The organism is Acidimangrovimonas pyrenivorans (assembly GCF_042643245.1).
GTDB classification, from domain to species: Bacteria; Pseudomonadota; Alphaproteobacteria; order Rhodobacterales; family Rhodobacteraceae; genus Acidimangrovimonas; species Acidimangrovimonas pyrenivorans.
The window spans coordinates 23,023-41,425 of sequence record NZ_JBHRSK010000014.1 but is presented as its reverse complement, the minus strand read 5'-3'; the positions used below and the strand labels follow the sequence as shown (position 1 = coordinate 41,425).

At 69.1% G+C, this 18,403-nt stretch carries 14 protein-coding genes; 5 read left to right on the top strand and 9 right to left on the bottom strand.

Features of this window, described 5'->3' with window-relative positions:
• Positions 1 to 49 precede the first annotated feature (49 nt).
• From ACFOES_RS15910 to ACFOES_RS15885, 6 genes are all read right to left on the bottom strand, one after another.
• A complete protein-coding gene (locus tag ACFOES_RS15910) occupies positions 50 to 1,885 on the bottom strand; it encodes an ABC transporter ATP-binding protein (RefSeq protein ID WP_377834311.1) in 1,836 nt (611 codons plus the stop codon).
• Between the two features lie 15 nt (positions 1,886 to 1,900).
• Entirely contained in the window at positions 1,901 to 2,731 is an 831-nt protein-coding gene (locus ACFOES_RS15905) for an ABC transporter permease (protein WP_377834309.1), read from the bottom strand.
• Positions 2,732 to 2,736: 5 nt separating this feature from the next.
• Complete coding sequence (locus tag ACFOES_RS15900; protein ID WP_377834307.1) at positions 2,737 to 3,678, bottom strand: ABC transporter permease; 942 nt, start codon at positions 3,676 to 3,678, stop codon at positions 2,737 to 2,739.
• A 67-nt stretch (positions 3,679 to 3,745) separates the two neighbouring features.
• Positions 3,746 to 5,290, bottom strand: coding sequence for an ABC transporter substrate-binding protein (locus ACFOES_RS15895; protein ID WP_377834305.1), 1,545 nt, complete (start codon positions 5,288 to 5,290; stop codon positions 3,746 to 3,748).
• 158 nt (positions 5,291 to 5,448) lie between these two features.
• Positions 5,449 to 7,107 carry an amidase gene (locus ACFOES_RS15890; protein WP_377834303.1) on the bottom strand — a complete coding sequence of 553 codons (1,659 nt, stop codon included), beginning with the start codon at positions 7,105 to 7,107 and terminating at the stop codon, positions 5,449 to 5,451.
• On the bottom strand, positions 7,104 to 7,826 hold the full coding sequence (locus ACFOES_RS15885) for a FadR/GntR family transcriptional regulator (protein WP_377834301.1): 723 nt from the start codon (positions 7,824 to 7,826) through the stop codon (positions 7,104 to 7,106). The genes ACFOES_RS15890 and ACFOES_RS15885 overlap by 4 nt, the downstream gene beginning before the upstream one ends.
• Before the next feature lie 441 nt (positions 7,827 to 8,267).
• Here ACFOES_RS15885 and ACFOES_RS15880 point away from each other — a divergent pair, with 441 nt between their 5' ends.
• The 5 genes from ACFOES_RS15880 (at position 8,268) to ACFOES_RS15860 (ending at position 14,517) form a co-directional block, all read left to right on the top strand.
• Positions 8,268 to 9,206 (top strand): acetamidase/formamidase family protein, encoded by a 939-nt coding sequence (locus tag ACFOES_RS15880; RefSeq protein ID WP_377834298.1) that lies wholly within the window; start codon positions 8,268 to 8,270, stop codon positions 9,204 to 9,206.
• A 144-nt stretch (positions 9,207 to 9,350) separates the two neighbouring features.
• Positions 9,351 to 11,090, top strand: coding sequence for an acetate--CoA ligase (gene acsA / locus ACFOES_RS15875; protein ID WP_377834296.1), 1,740 nt, complete (start codon positions 9,351 to 9,353; stop codon positions 11,088 to 11,090).
• Positions 11,087 to 13,081: a pyruvate dehydrogenase (acetyl-transferring) E1 component subunit alpha gene (gene pdhA / locus ACFOES_RS15870; RefSeq protein WP_377834294.1), complete on the top strand. Its 1,995-nt coding sequence runs from the start codon at positions 11,087 to 11,089 to the stop codon at positions 13,079 to 13,081. Before acsA ends, pdhA begins: the two co-directional genes overlap by 4 nt.
• 3 nt (positions 13,082 to 13,084) lie before the next feature.
• Positions 13,085 to 14,275 carry a dihydrolipoamide acetyltransferase family protein gene (locus ACFOES_RS15865; RefSeq protein ID WP_377834292.1) on the top strand — a complete coding sequence of 397 codons (1,191 nt, stop codon included), beginning with the start codon at positions 13,085 to 13,087 and terminating at the stop codon, positions 14,273 to 14,275.
• Positions 14,272 to 14,517, top strand: a complete 246-nt coding sequence (locus ACFOES_RS15860; protein WP_377834290.1) for an acyl carrier protein — start codon at positions 14,272 to 14,274, stop codon at positions 14,515 to 14,517. Before ACFOES_RS15865 ends, ACFOES_RS15860 begins: the two co-directional genes overlap by 4 nt.
• A gap of 17 nt (positions 14,518 to 14,534) precedes the next feature.
• Here ACFOES_RS15860 and ACFOES_RS15855 read toward each other — a convergent pair whose 3' ends face one another.
• The 3 genes from ACFOES_RS15855 to ACFOES_RS15845 form a co-directional block, all read right to left on the bottom strand.
• Positions 14,535 to 15,269 carry a CbiX/SirB N-terminal domain-containing protein gene (locus ACFOES_RS15855; RefSeq protein WP_377834288.1) on the bottom strand — a complete coding sequence of 245 codons (735 nt, stop codon included), beginning with the start codon at positions 15,267 to 15,269 and terminating at the stop codon, positions 14,535 to 14,537.
• Positions 15,270 to 15,341: 72 nt separating this feature from the next.
• Positions 15,342 to 16,679, bottom strand: a complete 1,338-nt coding sequence (locus ACFOES_RS15850) for a cytochrome-c peroxidase (protein ID WP_377834287.1) — start codon at positions 16,677 to 16,679, stop codon at positions 15,342 to 15,344.
• Positions 16,680 to 16,688: 9 nt separating this feature from the next.
• Entirely contained in the window at positions 16,689 to 18,293 is a 1,605-nt protein-coding gene (locus tag ACFOES_RS15845; RefSeq protein ID WP_377834286.1) for a phospholipase C, read from the bottom strand.
• Between the last annotated feature and the right edge of the window lie 110 nt (positions 18,294 to 18,403).

Here is an 18,403-nt window from a genome sequence, read left to right as displayed (position 1 = left end):
AAGTGAGGCAGGGCCTCCCTCTTCGTCGTCTTCTGGCCCGATTGCCGCGCTAGTCCCGCAGCACGAAATGCCCCGGGGCGACCTCGTCGTAGAGCGAGGGGCCGGGTTCGTGCCCGACCGGGAAGATCGGCGACGGGATCGGCTTGAAGCGCAGATCCTCGCGGATGCGGCGGCGGGACGGGTCGGCGACGGGGACGGCCGACATCAGCGCCTTGGTATAGCCGTGCTGCGGGTTCTCGAACACGGCGGCGCGTGGCCCCCGTTCGACGATCCGGCCCAGATACATCACCGCGACATGGTGCGAGACCCGCTCGACCACCGCCATGTCGTGGCTGATGAACAGGAACGAGATGCCCATCTCGGCCTGCAGCTCCATCATCAGGTTCAGCACCTGGGCCTGGACCGAGACGTCGAGGGCCGAGACCGACTCGTCGGCGACGATCAGTTTCGGCCGCAGCGCCAGGGCACGGGCGATGGCGACGCGCTGGCGCTGGCCGCCCGAGAGCTCATGCGGGAAACGGCGCATGAAGCTGCGCGGCAGCTCGACCCGGTCGAACAGCCCGGCGACGCGGTCGTGCAGTTCCTGACCGCGGACGATATCGAAATTGACCAGCGGCTCGGCGACCTGGTCGAAGAGCCGGCGATAGGGGTTGAGCGAGGCGAAGGGGTCCTGGAACACCATCTGCATCTCGCGCCGGGCGCGGCGCAGGTCGAAGGGACTGAGCCTGGTGATGTCGTTGCCCTCGACCAGCACCTGGCCCGAGCTCGGCTCGACCAGCCGCAGGATCGAGCGGCCGCAGGAGGACTTGCCGCAACCGGATTCGCCGACGAGGCTGAGGGTCTCGCCGACATTGACGGTGAAGCTGACATCCTCGACGGCGTGGACGTTCGAGATCGTCCGGCGCGGGAAGCCGCCCTTGACCGGGAAGCGGGTGGTGAGGTTCTTCACCTCCAAGAGCGGGCGCGGCTTCGCCGGAGCCGCCGACGCGGCCGGGATTGCTGCGGCGGCTTCGGAGCCCAGCACCCGCATCGGCTCCGGCGCCGGCTTGCCGGTCATCTCGCCCAGCCGCGGCACGGCGGCCAGCAGCGCCTTGGTATAGTCTTCCCTCGGCGCCGCGAAAATCTGCGCCACCGGCCCCTGCTCGACGACGTCGCCGCGGAACATGACGACGACGCGGTCGGCCATCTGCGCCACCACCGCCATGTCATGGGTGATGAACAGCACCGCCATGCCGTTCTCGCGCTTGAGCCGGTCGATGAGGGCGAGGATCTCGGCCTGGATGGTGACGTCGAGCGCCGTCGTCGGCTCGTCGGCGATCAGCAGGCGCGGCTCGCAGGCCATCGCCATGGCGATGACGACGCGCTGGCGCATGCCGCCGGAAAGCTCGTGCGGGTATTGCTTCAGCCGGCGCTCGGGCTCGGGGATGCGGACGCTTTTCAACAGCTCCAGCGCCCGGTCGCTGGCGGCCTCGCGGCTCAGGCCCTTGTGCATGATGAGGCCGTCGGTAAGCTGGCGCTCGATGGTGAAGACCGGGTTGAGCGAGGTCATCGGCTCCTGGAAGATCATCCCGATCTCGTTGCCGCGGATCTCGCGCATGGTGGCGTCATCCGCCCCGGCCACGTCCAGCACCGAGCCGTCGGGGCGCGAGAAGTTCAGCCGACCATCGGCGATCCGGCCGCCGCCGAACTCGACCAGCCGCATCAGCGACAGCGAGGTGACGGACTTGCCGGAACCGGATTCGCCGACGACGCAGACCGTCTCGCCCGGCTGGATGGTGAAGCTGACATCCTTGACCCCGGTGACGATGCCGTCCTCGGTGCGGAACTCGACCTTGAGCCGGTCGATATCGACGATCGGGGCGGGTTTCTGGCTGTCGTCAAGCATGGGAACCTCCGCCGCTCAGGATTTCGTTCTCGGGTCGAGCACGTCGCGCAGCACGTCGCCGAACATGTTCAGCCCCAGCACCGTGAAGGCCACGGCAAAGCCCGGCACCAGCGCCGTCCAGGGCGCGACGTCGAGGTAGTTGCGCGAGGCCTGGATCATCAGCCCCCAGCTCGATTCCGGCGGCTGGGTGCCGAGGCCGAGGAAGGACAGCCCGGCCTCGGCGAGGATGGCGAAGGCGAGGCTGATCGTGGCCTGGACGATGGTCGCCGGCATGATGTTGGGCAGGATGTGGCGCACGATCATGTTGAAGTCGGTGGTGCCCGCCGCCCGCGCGGCCTCGACATAGGGCATCTGGGCGACCCTGAGCGCCTCGCCGCGGATGATCCGGGCCAGGAACGGGGTGAAGGCGATGCCGATGGCGACGATGGTGTTGGGCAGGTTCGGCCCCAGCACCGCGCTGATCGTCAGCGCCAGCAGCAGCGCCGGGAAGGCCAGCAGCGTATCGACCAGCCGCATCAGCACGTTGTCGAGCCTTCCGCCGAAATAGCCCGAGACGATGCCCAGCGGCAGGCCCAGCACGATCGACATCAGCACCGCCGAGACCGCGATCAGCAGCGAGGTGCGGGCGCCCAGCATGACCCGGTAGAACATGTCGCGGCCAAGCTGGTCGGTGCCCAGAAGATGGCCGAGCGACGGCGCGTGCAGCCGGGCGCGCATGTCCATCTTGGTGGCATAGTCCGGCGGGATGATCATCGGCGCGAAGATGGCGATGGCCAGCACCAGCAGGACCAGCACGATGCCGATGCTGCCCTTGGAGCTGCGGAACAGTTTGCGGAAAGTCTTCATGCGCCCTACCCCAGCCGGATTCGCGGATCGACCAGCACGTAGAGCAGGTCGACGATGAGGTTGGTCAGCATCACCACGGCGGCGATGACGAAGACCGTCGCCTGGATCAGCGGCATGTCGCGGTTGAGCAGCGCCTGGTAGGTCAGCCAGCCCATGCCGGTGTAGTTGAACAGGCTCTCCATGACGATGATCGAGCCGAACAGGTAGCCGATCTGCAGCCCGGCGATGGTCATCACCGGCCCGATCGCGTTGGCGAGGCCATAGCACCAGACCACGGTGCGCTCGGAAAGGCCCTTGGCGCGGGCGACGCGGATGAACTCCTGTTCGAGGATGCCGACCATGGTCGAGCGCGTCATCCGCGTCAGGTGCGCCATCAGGCCGAGGCCGAGGCCGAGCGAGGGCAGGAAGGCGTGGCGCATCGCGCCCAGCAGGTCCTCGGCGGGATCGGTGAAGCCGCTCGAGGGCAGCCAGCCCAGGGTGCGGGCGAAGAGCAGGATCAGCATGATGCCCCAGAAGAAATCCGGCAGGCTGACGCCGAGCAGCGCGGTCGAGGAACTGGCGGTGTCCTGCCAGCGGTCGCGATGGACCGCGGCCCAGACCCCGAGCGGCACGGCGAAGACCAGCGCGATGGTCATCGACATCACCACGATCACCGCGCTGGCTGCCATCTTCTGCAGCAGCAGGGCGCCGATCGGCTCCTTGAACACCAGCGAGGTGCCCCAGTCGCCGCTCAGCATGCCGGCGATCCAGCGGCCGTATTGCACCACCAGCGGGTCGTTCAGCCCCAGCGACTGCCGCAGCCCGGCCAGCGCCTCGGGGTTCGACTGGGTGCCCATGATCATCATCGCCACGTCGCCGGGCAGGATGTTGGTCACCGCGAAGGTGACGACCGAGATCAGGAACAGGGTCAGGACGAGCGACATCAGCCGGCTCAGCAGGTAGGACATGCGGGCCCCCTCGCGGACGGGAAACGGAAGGTGGGCGGGCCCGCCAAGGCCCGCCCGGTCACTGCGCTCAGGCCTTGAGCCAGACCTTGTGGAAGTTCAGGTTCGAGCCGTTGGGATGGACGATGCCGTCCAGCCCGCCGACGCTCTGCTGCGCCCCGATCGAGCCGTTGCGGAACCACAGCAGGATGTCGTGGGTCTCGTCGAACACCCGCTGCTGGACCTGCTTGTAGATATCCGCCCGCGCCATCGGATCGACGGTCACCCGCGCCTTCTCGGTCAGGTCGTCGATCACCTTGTCGTTGATGTGGCGGTAGTTGAAGGCCCCGGTCGAGTTCCACAGGCTGTAGTAGAGGAAATCCGGCTCCCACAGCGTGAAGAAGTTCATCATCGTGATCTGGAAGTCCTTGTTGACCCAGCACTGGCTCAGCCAGTCGGCCCAGGTCAGCTGTTCGATCTTGGTCTTCACCCCGGCGGCCTGAAACCATTCCAGCATGATCTGGGCGGATTCGACGTGGTAGGGGTAGTTGGTGGTGACCTTGAACACGACTTCCAGCTTGCCCGGCGGATAGCCCGCCTCGGTCAGCAGCTGCTGCGCCTTGGCCAGGTCCTGCGGCCGCTGCTTGAGGTCGTGGTTGTAGGTCGGCGAGGACGGGAAGCTGGGCGAGGCGGTGACCTTGCCCTGGCCCCAGAGCGCGCCTTCCAGCAGCGCCTGCTTGTCGATCATCAGGTCGAAGGCCTGCCGCACCTTCGGGTCCTTGAAGGGCTCGAACTCGTGGTTGAGGTTGACGAAGTCCCAGTTCAGCGGGAACCAGGTCAGCACCTGATATTTCGAGTCGCCCTCGACCGAGGCGATGCGGTCGGCCGGGATGTCGTTGATCATGTGCAGCTCGCCAGTCTGCAGACCGGTCAGGCGCACCGTCGGCTCGGTGATCTCCTTGGCGATGACCTTGTCGAGATAGGCCGGACCGCCCCAGTAGTCGTCGAAACGTTCCAGCTCGACCTCGTTGCCGAATTCGCGGCGGACGAACTTGAACGGGCCGGCGCCGATCGGGTGGGTGCCCTGCTGGTCGCCCGAGCCTTCCGGCATGATGACGCCGGCGCCATGCTCGGCGATCCGGGCCAGGAAGGGCGCGTTGACCTTGCCCATCTTGACGATCACGGTCAGGTCGTCCGGGGTCTCGATCCCGGTCATGTCGTTGAAGACCGGCTTGTTGGTCGCTCCGGTGGCCGGGTCGGCGCAGCGTTCGAACGAGTATTTCACGTCGGCCGAGGTCACGTCCTTGCCGTTGTGGAACTTCGCCCCCGGGCGCAGCTTGAAGGTGTAGGTCAGCCCGTCCTCGCTCTGCTCGAAGCTCTCGGCCAGATCGGGGATCAGGTTGAAGTCCTTGTCGACGGTGATCAGCCCGGCATGGACGTTCTGCAGCACCCGGCTGGTCGAGGCGGTGCCGGTCTTGTGGCGGTCGAGGTTCTGGGTGGTTTCCGAATGGCCCCAGATCAGGGTGCCGCCCTTGACCGGGGTCTCCTGCGCCATGAGCCGGGCCGGGGCGAGCGTGCCGAACAGCGCGGCACCGCCGAGGGCGGTGGTGGATTTGAGGAAGTCTCTGCGTTTCATCGTCTTGCTCCTGTTGGATCGCGGCGCCCGGCGAGCGGGCATGAGGGAGTTGTCCGGGAAATCCCGGTCGACCGGCTTGGCTGCCGGCTTCTTTGGCAATGGTCCTGCCGGGGCGGCGGCCTGCCCTGCCGCCCACGGTCCTCGCCCGGCCTACCTACTCAGGCCGGGAATTCCGGGCGCTCTCCCGCGACGCCCAGGGCGCGTTCCAGCGCCATGCCGAGATTGAGGATCGGGCCTTCCTGGTAGAGCCGGCCCCAGAGCGAGATGCCCTGCGGCACGCGGAAGGTCCGGCCGGCGTCGTCGGCCTCACCGGTGGTCAGCTTGCCGGCGCCCAGCGAGGCCATGCCGCGGGTGCCGAGATCGAGGAACCCGGCCCGCAGGTGCAGGCAGGGATGGCCGGTGAAGTTCGAGGCGACCAGCATCGGCCCGGTCATGAACGGCCCGATCAGGGCGTCGACCTCGGCAAACAGCCCGTCGAGCGCGAGCATCACCTGGTAGCGCAGCCGGTCGAGCTGGACATGGTCGACCGCCGACAGGAAGCGCGCCTTGCGGAAAGTGTTGGGCCAGGCGCCGTCGTCCTGCCAGGTCAGGGTGTCGTCGGCATCGGTCAGGGTCAGTTCCTCGAAGGTCGCCGCCGCCTCGGCGTAGAGGATGTTCATCAGCGCGCCGTAGGGCAGATCGGGCAGCGAGACCTCGACGACCTCGATCCCCAGCCCCTTGGCCGCCTCCAGCGCGGCGCGGTCGACATCGGTGGCGCCGTCGCCGAAGGCCTCGGGCAGGTAGCCCAGCTTCATGCCCGCGATGCCGGCGGTGGCGTCGAAATGGAACGGCGCGTCGATCGAGCCGCGATCGGCGATGTCGCCGCCATTGATCGCCGCCAGCACCATCGCCGTGTCCTCGACCGAGCGGCAGATCGGCCCGACCTTGTCGAGCGAGTTGCACAGCGCCATGCCGCCGGCGCGCGAGACCCGGCCGAAGGTCGGCCGCAGCCCGGTGGTGCCGCAACGCTGGCTGGGCGAGGTGATCGAGCCCAGCGTCTCGGTGCCGATGGAGAAGCCGCACAGCCCCGCGGCGGTGGCCGAGGCCGAGCCGGCGCTCGACCCGCTAGAGCCCTCGTTCAGGTTCCACGGGTTGCGGGTGCGGCCGCCATACCAGATGTCGTTATAGGCCAGCGCGCCGACGGTCGACTTGCCCAGCAGCACCGCCCCCGCCGCGCGCAGCTTGTGAACGATGGCGGCATCGGCCTCGGGCAGCCGGTGCTGGAACGGCTCCGCGCCCCAGCCGGTGATCGTGCCCTTGGTGTCGAACAGGTCCTTGAGCGCATAGGGAATGCCGTGCAGCGGGCCGAGATACACCCCGCCCTTGAGCAGCGCGTCGGCGGCATCGGCCTCGGCCAGCGCCTGTTTGCGCATCACCGTGGCGAAGCATTCCAGCTTGGGGTTCAACGCCTCGATCCGGCGCAGGTAGAGCTCGGTCAGCGACCGGCTCGACAGCACGCCCGAGCCGACCCAGGCCGACAGGCTGGTCAGCGGCGCGAAGGCGACATCCTCGGGATTGTCGGGCACCGGGCCGGGATCGCTGCCGGAGTAGCGCAGCACGCCCTCGGGCGCCGGCATGGCGAAATTCGGCAGCCGCGGATCGAAGCGCAGCGCCATCGGCGCCGCGTTCGGCAGCGAGACCTCGCGCCGGGCGATGGCCGAGTCGATCTGGCCGGCCATGTTGCCGGTCATCTGCGCCCGCTCGCGCGCGGTATAGGCGATGCCCATCAACCGCTCGGCGGCCGCGATGTCTTCCGGGGTGATCGTGGTCTCGGTCATTCTGCGGCTCCTCGATGCGCCTCGCCCGCCGGGTCTTCGGCAGGGGCGGTCAGTCTGTCTTTCATGCTCTGCACCAGCGCCGCGATATGCGCCCGCATCGCCGTCTCGGCGGCCTCGGGCCGGCCGGCCTCGATCGCGTCGATGATCGCGCGATGTTCGCGGTCGTTCTCGCGCAGGACTTCCAGCGACCAGTCCGGCGCCCGCAGCGCGACCCAGGCGTCGGTGCCGCGGATCTCGTCCAGCAGGGCGAAGCTGGTCAGCAGCGGCCGGTTGCCGGCGGTGCGGGCAATCAGCCGGTGCAGCGCGGAATCCCACAATTCGGCGGCATCGGAATCCGTTGTCTCGGCGATCCGGCGGGCGAGCTGGCGCATCCGTTCGACATCGGCCGGCAGCGCCGCGCGGGCGCAGAGCGCGGCCAGCGCCGGCTCGATTACCAGCCGGGCCTCCATCACTTCCAGCGGATCGGTCTGGCCGGTGATCTCGGCCGCCAGCCGCCCGGTCGGGTCGGGCTTCTGACCGGCGAAGGTGCCCTTGCCCTGCTTGCGCCAGATCAGCCCCTCGGCCTCGAGCGTCTCGAGCACCCGGCGCACGGTGCGCCGGCCGACCGAGAGCTGCTCGGCCAGGGCACGCTCGGTCATCAGCCGGCCGTCGGGGGCCAGTCGGCTGCTGTCGAGCAGCGCCAGCAGCCGCGCGCGCACCTTGTTGCTGTTATCCGGCATCGGCGGATCGTCTCCCGCGAGGGGTGGAACCAATTCATCAGTGGTTCCTCAAGCACGCGTGACGATCACGTTTCTGTCAACCGCCGGAATGCCGGCAGCGGCGAATTCCCGCATTCGCCGCACATATTTCGCCCCGGCGCCCACGTATTCAGCAGAAACTCAACCGCCACTCCCGCACCGCGCACCTGAACCCGGTGCCGCTCAACCACGCCCCGACTCACCCGGCCGCCGCCACTTGAGCGAGGGCGGGAGAGCGAACCAATGCACCAATTTGAAAATGGGTCATCGCTGCGCCCGCCAGACGGGCACCGCCGCGAGCGGAGGGCAAGAAAACGCGCCAAGGTGTTCCGCCGACCCCATTCCGCGCCTCAAAGCCATTGCCGGCGGGGACGCAAGCTGCTCCGATGGCACCGACCGAGGACCGGACGAAAGGAGACCGAGATGGCCGAGCACCGGCTGACCGCCGATCCGAAAACCGTGCACTGGGGCTGGTTCGACGCCGCCCTGCCGCCGGCGCTGACCGTCGACAGCGGCGATACGGTGGTGATCGAGACCGTCTCGGGCGGGCCCGGCAACCTGCCCGGCGACGGCTACCACGTGCCGCCCGAGCTGCTGGCGATCCACGAGCACGCAGCGCGGCGGGTGCCGGGTCATATCCTCACCGGCCCGGTGGCGGTGCGCGGGGCCGAGCCGGGCGACGTGCTCGAGGTCCGGATCCGCGACGTGCAATTGCGCCAGGACTGGGGCTACACCATCGTCCGCCCCCTTGCCGGCGCCCTGCCGCTCGATTTCGACGCGGCCGCCCAGATCATCATCGACCTCGACGCCGCGCGCGGCATCGGCCGGCTGCCCTGGGGCACCGAGCTGCCGCTGAAACCGTTCTTCGGCGTCATGGGCGTGGCGCCGCCGCCGAACTGGGGCGCGATCTCGACGATCCAGCCGCGCGCCCATGGCGGCAATATCGACCTCAAAGAACTGGTCGCCGGCACCACGCTCTACCTGCCGGTCCATGCCGAGGGGGCGCTGTTCTCGGTCGGCGACGGCCATGGCGTGCAGGGCGACGGCGAGGTCTGCATCACCGCGATCGAGACGGCGCTGGAAGGCACGTTCGAGCTGATCCTGCGCAAGGACCTGCACTGGGACTTCCCGCGCGCCGAGACACCGGATCACCTGATCTCGATGGCGACGCACGAGGATCTCGACACCGCCGCCCGCGACGCGATCCGGCGCATGATCGACTGGGTGACCGAGATCACCGATCTCGACCGCACCCGGGCCTTCATGCTGCTCAGCCTGATCGGCGACGCCCGCATAACCCAGCTGGTCAACGAACAGAAGGGCAGCCACATGATGCTGCCCAAGTCGGCGCTGGCCCGCTGAAGCGCCGCCAGGGCCCCGCCCCGGCGTCGTGATCTCGATCAATGCGGCGGGGAAAACCCCCTGACAGACTCACCCTCAAGTCAAGGGCACCGGCCGGTGCGTCCTGCCGGTTCGGTGTTGTGTGTGTGGAGGGAGGAGCAGGGCATGGCCATGGAGATCATCCGCAAATCGGACGCGGACCGCACCGAGGCGACGCTGACCGAGGCAGTGCGCGAGAGCTTCACCTGGGACACCGCGCGCGACATGCTCGACGGCTTGCCGGGCGGCGGGCTGAACATCGCCTACGAGGCGCTCGACCGCCATGTCGCGGCGGGACACGGCGGCCAGACGGCGCTGATCTGGTTCGGCAAGGCGGGCGAGCGGCGGGAGTTCTCCTATGCCGAGCTGACCGCGCAAACCGCCCGCTTCGCCAACCTGCTGAAAGACCACGGCCTCGAACCGGGCGACCGGCTCTACGCCCTGTCGGAACGGGTGCCCGAACTCTATGTCGCCGCGCTCGGCACGCTGAAGGCGGGGATGATCTTCACGCCGCTGTTCTCGGCCTTCGGGCCCGACCCGATCCGGATGCGGATGGAGATCGGCGAGGCGACGGCGCTGGTGACCACGGAATCGATCTACCGCCGCAAGATCGCCAAGTGGCGCGACGAGATCCCGTCGCTGAAGCTGGTGCTGATCCTCGGCGACGAGGCGCCCGAGGGCTGCGTCGCGCTGGGGCCGGCGATGGCGGTGGCCTCGGATACCTTCGAGGTGGTCGCGACCCAGCCGGAGGACCCGGCGCTGATCCATTTCACCTCGGGCACCACCGGCCGGCCCAAGGGCGCCGTCCACGTCCATCAGGCGGTCGTCATGCATGTCGCCGCCGGGCGCTACGCGCTCGAACTGACGCCCGGCACCCGCTACTGGTGCACCGCCGATCCCGGCTGGGTCACCGGCACCTCCTTCGGCATCATCTCGCCGCTGGTAAACCGGGTGACGATGATCGTCGACGAGGCCGATTTCGACACCGATCGCTGGTACGGCCTCCTCCAGAACGAGAAGATCGAGGTCTGGTACACCGCGCCGACGGCGATCCGGATGATGATGCGCGCCGGCAAGGCGGCGGCGGCGCCCTATGATTTCTCGACCTTGCGCTTCATGGCCTCGGTCGGCGAGCCGCTGAACCCCGAGGCGGTGATCTGGGGCAACGATGTCTTCGGCCGGCCGTTCCACGACAACTGGTGGCAGACCGAGACCGGCGGCATCATGATCGCCAACACAAGGGCGATGGACATCCACCCCGGCTCGATGGGCAAGCCGCTGCCAGGGATCGAGGCCGGCATCGTCGACCATGGCAAGGACGGGGTGCGCGCGTGCAAGCCCGGCGAGATCGGCGAGCTGGCGCTGCGGCCCGGCTGGCCCTCGATGATGCGCGAATACCTGCACGAACCGGCGCGCTACGACAAATGCTTCGTCGACGGCTGGTACCTGTCGGGCGACCTCGCGATGCGCGACAAGGACGGCTATTTCTGGTTCGTCGGCCGGGCCGACGACCTGATCAAGTCCTCGGGCCACCTGATCGGCCCTTTCGAGGTCGAAAGCGCGCTGATCGAGCACCCGGCGGTGGCCGAGGCCGCCGCCATCGGCCTGCCGGACGAGACCGCGGGCGAGGTGGTCAAGGCCTATGTCGCGCTCAACCCGGGCTTCGAGCCCTCCGAGCAGCTGGAACGCGAGATCCGCGGCCTCGCCCGCAAGAAGCTCGGCCCCGCCGTCGCCCCGCGCGAGGTGGTATTCCGCAACACCCTGCCCAAGACCCGCTCGGGCAAGATCATGCGCCGGCTGCTGAAAGCACGCGAACTGGGCCTGCCGGAAGGCGACATTTCCACGCTGGAGAGTGACGAGACATGAGCGACAAGCCTCACCTGACCCATGCCCACCTGCGCGAGCTGCTCACCGGCATGATCCGCATCCGCCGCTTCGAGGACAAATGCGCCGAGCTCTACACGCAGGAAAAGATCCGCGGCTTCCTCCACCTCTATGACGGCGAGGAGGCGGTGGCGACCGGCGTCATTCCGGTGCTGCGGCCCGAGGACCGCATCGTCGCCACCTATCGCGAACACGGCCACGCCCTGCTGCGCGGCGTGCCGATGAACGCCGTCATGGCCGAGATGTATGGCAAGGCGACCGGCAGTTCCGGCGGGCGCGGCGGCTCGATGCACATCTTTGACGCGGAACGCAATTTCTACGGCGGCAACGCCATCGTCGGCGGCGGCCTGCCGCTGGCCGTCGGGCTGGCGCTGGCCGACAAGATGGCCAAGGCGCCCGGCGTCACCGCCTGTTTCTTCGGCGAGGGCGCGGCGGCCGAGGGCGAGTTCCACGAGTCGATGAACCTCGCCGCGCTGTGGTCGCTGCCGGTGCTCTTCGTCTGCGAGAACAACGGCTACGCCATGGGCTCGGCCCTCGCCCGGACCGAGGCGGTGACCGACATCCACGAGAAGGCCGCCTGCTACGGTATCGAGTCGCACCAGGTCGACGGCATGGACGTGGTCGCGGTCGAGGCGGCAGCGCGCAAGGCGCTGGAGACGATCCACGAGACCGGCAAGCCGCAATTCCTCGAATGCCTCACCTACCGCTTCCGCGCCCATTCGATGTTCGACGCCCAGCTCTACCGCGAGAAATCCGAGATCGAAAGCTGGCGCGAGAAAGGGCCGATCGTCCGCTTCCAGGGCTGGCTGAGCGAGAACAACCTGATCCATGACGCCGAAGTGGCCGAGATCGAGGCCGCGGTGGCCGAGGAGGTCGCGGCGGCGGTCGACTTCGCCGAACAGAGCGACTGGGAGCCGCTGGAGACGTTGACCAAGCATGTCGTGGCCGAGGACCGTCCGGCCCCGCCTCCGGCCCCCGCGCCATCGGCCGAGACGGTCGAGATGACCTATCGCGAGGCGGCCAAGCAGGGCATCCGCGACGCGCTGCAGCGCGACGAGCGGGTCTTCCTGATGGGCGAGGATGTCGGCGCCTATGGCGGCTGCTACGCCGTTTCCAAGGGGCTGATGGCCGAGTTCGGCGAGGACCGGATCCGCGACACGCCGCTGTCGGAATCCGGTTTCACCGGCGCCGGGATCGGCGCGGCGGCGGCCGGCATGCGGCCGATCGTCGAGGTGATGACGGTCAACTTCTCGCTGCTCGCCCTCGACCAGATCATGAACACCGCCGCCACCATCCGCCATATGTCCGGCGGCCAGTTCAACGTGCCGGTGGTGATCCGGATGGCGACCGGCGCGGGCAAGCAGCTCGCCGCCCAGCATTCGCATTCTCTCGAAGGCTGGTTCGCCCATATCCCCGGGCTGCGGGTCCTCGCCCCCGCGACGCTGGAGGACGCGCGCGGCATGCTGTGGACGGCGCTGCAGGACCCGGACCCGGTGCTGATCTTCGAGAATGTCATGCTCTACAACATGACCGGCAAGATCGCCGCCAATGCCGGCCCGGTTGAGATCGACACCGCCGCGATCCGGCGGCCTGGCACCGATGTCTCGCTGATCACCTATGGCGGCTCGCTTTACAAGACGCTGGAGGCGGCCGAGGAGCTGGCGAAGGACGGCATCGAGGCCGAGGTCATCGACCTGCGGGTGCTGCGGCCGCTGGACGACGCCACGATCCTGGGCTCGCTTTCCCGCACCCGCCGGGCGGTGATCGTCGACGAGGGCTGGCGCTCGGGTTCGCTCTCGGCCGAGATCGCGGCGCGGATCGGCGAGCAGGGTTTCTGGCATCTCGACGCGCCGGTCGGCCGGGTCTGCTCGGTCGAGGTGCCGATCCCCTACCCGAAGCATCTCGAGGACGCGGCGGTGCCGCAGGTCCCGGCCATCGTCGCCGCCGCCAAGACCGCCGTCGGGAAGGGCTGAGCGATGGGCGTGTTCAAGATGCCTTCGCTGGGGGCAGACATGGAGGACGGCAAGCTGGTCGAATGGCTGGTGAAGCCGGGCGACACCGTCAAGCACGGCGATATCGTCGCCGTGGTCGAGACCCAGAAGGGCGCCATCGAGATCGAGGTCTTCGAGGGCGGCACGGTCGAGACCCTGAAGGCCGAGCTGGGCCAGACCCTGCCCGTCGGCGCGCCGCTGGCGGTGATCCGCGGCGCGGGCGAGGCCCCCGCCGCCCCTGAGCCGTCTGCACCGGAACCGGCCCCGGTCAAGGCGCCGGAACCGGCGGCCGCGCCGGCGAAGGCCCCTGCCCCGACGGCCCCGGCGCCGCAAGTCGCCGCGACCGGTATCGCCGCCTCGCCCGCCGCCCGGGCCCGCGCGGCGGAACTGGGGATCGACCTTGCCACCGTGAAAGGCTCCGGCCCCGGCGGCGCCATCGTGCTGGCCGATGTCGAGACCGGCGCGCCTGCCGCCAAGCCGGCGCCGAAACCGGCGGGCGGCGACCGCGCCGCGGCCCTGACCGAGATGCGCAAGGCGATCGCCGCCGCGATGGCCCGCTCGAAACGCGAGATCCCGCACTACTACATGACCCACACGATCGACCTGGGCGCCGCCACCGACTGGCTCGAAGCCCAGAACGCCGCCCGGCCGCCCGAGGAACGGCTGCTGATGGGCGCCATCCTGATGAAGGCGACGGCGCTGGCGGCCAAGGCGGTCAAGGGCTTCAACGGCCATTACGCCGACGGCTTCGAGCCCTCCGACCGGGTCCATCTCGGCCTTGCCGTGGCTTTGCGCGGCGGCGGGCTGGTGGCGCCGGCGATCCTCGATGCCGACACGCTCGGTCTTCCCGAACTGATGGCGGCGATGCGCGACGTCACCGCCCGCACCCGCGCCGGAAGGCTGCGCAGTTCCGAGATGAACATGGGCACGCTGACCCTTTCCAGCCTCGGCGAGAGCGGGGTGGAGGCGATGGCCGGCATCATCGTGCCGCCGCAGGTGGCGCTGGTGACCGCCGGCAGCCCGCAGCAGATGGCGCTGGTCAGGGACGGCGCGGTGGTCGCCCGCCCCGCCATCACCCTGACGCTGGCCGCCGACCACCGGGTCAGCGACGGCCGCCTCGGCGCCCGTTTCCTCAGCGAGATCGAAGACAGACTGCAAGCCCCGGAGGCCCTATGACCGACGCCGAAATCCGCCAAGCCTTTATCGAGGAACTGATCAACGTCGCTCCCGACCTCGACGCCGACAGCATCGGCGGCGGCGACCACCTGCAGGACGATCTCGAACTCGACTCGATGGACGTGCTCAACCTGGTGATCGCGCTGAACAAGCGCTTCGGGGTGGCGATCCCGGAAGCGGATTATCCGCAGATCGCGACCGCCGACCGCGCCACCGCCTACCTGGCCGCCAAGACCGCCTGAGCCGCCGGCTTGCCGGTCTACTCGGTGACGGCCCGCGCAGCCGCGGCGGCGATCAGCGCCGGCACGCCGGGATGGGCGCCGATCGGCGGCAGCAGCGGCCCCTCGAACCCGGCCTGCTCGAGCGCCCGCGGCACGTCACGGGTGACATGGCCGGCGCGCTGGGCGAAAAGCGGCAGGCAGACCGAAGGTCCCATCCCGCAGGCGATCGCGGCCAGATAGGGGGCCTCTTCGACGTAGCCGGCCTCGACCCGCGCGAAGGTCCCGCAGGCGGCGATTTCCCTGGCCAATGCCGTCGTCGCTGTTGCCGACCCGCGCGAGACCGCCGAGCCATGCGCAGCCAGCACCAGCCCCGCCTCGCCGGGGGCCAGCCCGGCCTGTTCCGCGCCCTGCCGGGCCGCCTGCATGACCAGCCCGGGCAAGGCCGGATCGAGCCCGAAGGGCAACAATTGCCGCGCCTCGCCGCGACCGGCGGCGGCCAGCCGCCGCGGCAATTCGGTGCCGGTGAACCAGCCCTGCGCCATGAAGAACGGGTAGACCAGCGGCCGGTCCATGCCCGCCAGCGCGGTTTCCAGCGCCCCCTTGCGGGCCAATGTCGCCCCGCCGACACGCCAGTCCCCGGGCAGCAGCGCCGCCACCTCTGTCGCCAGCGCCTCGAGCGCCTGCTGCTGCGGTTCCGGATCGGACGGGGCGCCATGGGCGACGATCACCAGTTCGCCACCGCCGACGCCCGGAAATGAAATGGTTTCAGACAATATGATTCCCCACCGCGTGTCTTGCGATACGCCCGGAAAGAATAGCCGATACCCGGCGCCGAGACTACCGTCTCAGTGCCCCGGAACGTAGCCGTCCGTGAGCGTGCGCAGATAGGCGACGATATCGCTTCGCTCCTCCACGCTCAGCGCCGGGGGATCTCCCGGATGGCGGTCGAACGGGGCGTCGGCATGGTCGATATTGCCGCTGTAGCGGGCCGGCAGGTCATCGTAGAGCCGCAGCCGGCCGTCCGCCCCCCTGGGATAGACCGCGCCCGGATCGGTGTCGCGCAGCACGTAGAAGCGCAGCACGTCCTTCAGCGCGTGGAAGACGCCGTTGTGGAAGAACGCCTTGCGGCTGGCGACGTTGCGCAGGGTGGGCGTCTTGAACAGGCCGCAATTCCGCGGCTGGCGGGCATAGGCGTCGTGGCGCAGCGGACCGCAGAGGCCGAGATCGTGATAGGACGGGTCGGCATTGGCCGGGATCGCCGGGTTGCGCGGCACGCCCAGCGCCTCGTATTCGAAATCGGTGAACAGTGGCGGCCGGCCGTCGGGCCCCGGCTTGTCGAGGTGGCAGGCGGCGCAATTGCCCTTGTCCGGGGCCTCGAACAGCTTGAGCCCGCGCGCCTCGGCCGGGCTCAACTGGGCCGCGCCGCGCAGGTAGGCATCGTATTTGCTGCTGAACGGGTGGAACGACGGGTCCTCGACCTGGTAGCGGGCGATGGCGAAGGCAGCTTCCGAGACGGTCATCTGCGGATCGTCCGGCACCGAGGCGCCGAACAGGGCCGCGATCTGCTTGCCATGGGCGGCGCGCAGCTTGGCGTAGAGCGTCGCGATGTCGGGATTGGCCATCTCGAAGGGTGACAGCAGCGGGCCCATCGCCTGGCCCTGCAGCGAAACGGCGCGCCCGTCCCAGAACATGCCGCCGCGCGGCACGATATTCGCCGCCGCGTTGGCGCCCTTGGCGGTGGCCGGCGCCCGGGTCGCCAGCGGCACGGCCGCGGCAGAGGTCTTGCCGGCGGCGATCGCCATCGGCGAGACCTCGTTCAACTCCTGCGACGGATCCTCGGGGCCGATCGAGAAGGCCGGGGTGAAGGTCTTGTAGGTCAGCGTCGGCACGGCGCGCAGGCCGGGGCGGCTGAGATCGGGCCCGCCGAGCTGGACCGCGCGGCCATTGGCCGGCGCGTAGTGATTGGCCGGGTCGTGACAGCTGGCGCAGGACATCCGACCGCTGCCCGACAGGGTGGTGTCGTAGAACAGCGCCTTGCCCAGCTGCGCCACGGCGCTGAGCTGCGGTGCCTGCTGCCCCGCCCGCGCCGCGGGCAGGGCGACCGCCCCGGCGGTGAGGACCGCGAGCAGGACGCTCGCGGCCCGGGCCGCCGGGACGGCCTTGAAGAGCAACCGGTTGCTCATTTCGCCGGATCAGCCCTTGGGCTGGCCGCTGACCGGGTCGAGCACCAGCGCGCCGGCGGCGGCATGGCTCCAGTCGAACATGCCGTCGATCGAGCCGGCGACCGCGTCGAACGAGCCCTGGCCGAGGCGCTGGCCGCCCATCCAATTATCCTCGATGAAGCGCATCACCGACGACTGGTCGGTCAGGGTGTGATCGACGTAGTTCTGCTTGGCATAGGGCGAGATCACCAGGAACGGCTGGCGGGTGCCGTAGCCGCAGCGGCCCTGGGCGGGCTTGCCCTCGACGCCCGGCAGGGCGATGCCGCTGCCGCATTTGTCGCCGCTGACCTTGTCATAGCCGGCCAGCGGGATTTTCGAGGCGTTGACGATGGCATGGGCATGATCGTACCAGCCGTCGGAGTCGTCATAGGCGACGATGATCGCGGTGTCCTTCCAGAACGGCGATTGCTGCAGCGCGTTGACCGCCTTGACGATGAAGGCCTGGCCGTCCAGCGGGTCGGAATAGCCGGCATGGCCGTCCTGGTAGCCGCGGCCCTTGAGGAAGCTGACGCTGGGCAGGTTGCCCGCCTTCAGCGCGGCGTACCAGTCGCTCATGTCGTACTGGTGATTGGCGCCGCCGTCGTGGCTGGTGCCGATCGCGGCGACCGAGGACGGACGCTTGTGCGTCGGGTTGGCGGTCGACGGGTAATACTGGAACGGTTCGTGATGCGGGATGTAGTCGACCATGTTGACCTTGGTCACGTCCGACAGCGTCTTGCGGCCGCAGCCGGTGGTGCCGTTGGCATTGGTCGCGGTCAGGTCGAAGCCGCCCTCGAACCAGCCCCAGCTGATGCCCTGGTCGTTCAGCATGTCGCCGATGTTGCGGCCGGTCATCAGCGCCGTCTTGCCCTTCGAGCAGACATCGCCGGTCGGGTCGAGATCCGAGATCATCGTCCAGCTGCCATTGCCGTCGGGCACGACGCGGCCCTTGTCATAGCTGCCGTCCTTCTCGAGCTGGTAGCCCGGCGGCAGGGTCATGCCGTTGGTCTGGCCCGAGATCAGGTTGATCGCGCCCGGGGTCGAGGGGCCGAAGGTGGACGAGAAGGAATTGTCGCTCATCGCGTAGTGCTGGGCGTAGTTCCACAGCGCGGTGACGGTGTTGCCGTCGTAATAGCCCATCACCAGACCCTTGGTGCCGAAGGCGCCCTCGCCGCCCTTCTCGGCCCGGCCGGTATTCTCGGGGAACAGGTCCATCTTGCCGTTGTCGAAGGCGGCCTGCTCGGCGGTGTAGCCGTGGTTCTGGTCCTGGGTCGCGGCCTGGCTGCGGTCGAGCCGGAACGGCGCGGTCGAGTTCGGGTTCTGCGTCAGCAGCCCGGCATGGGCCAGGGTGTCGATCTCCTTCGGCGTGTCGGCGGCGGCGGTGAAGGCCGGTTCGCCCTTCGGGTTCGCGGCCTTCGGGTAGGTGGCGAAGTAGTGGTCGAACGAGACGTTCTCCTGGAAGATCACCACGAGGTGCTTGATCGGGGTGGCGGTGTTGCGCCCGGCGGCGGCCTGGGCCGGGGCGGCGGCCGACATCGCGCAGGCGACGGCCAGCGCGCTGCAGCCGGACAGCACGGCCTTGGAGGAGATGGACATTCCGGTTTCCCTCTGTGTGAACGGTATCAACGGCCCGGCGGCCATGCGGGACCGGCAGGCGGGGACAACCTAGGCGCGACATCTTGTCAGCGCGGTGACGCTTGCGCTCA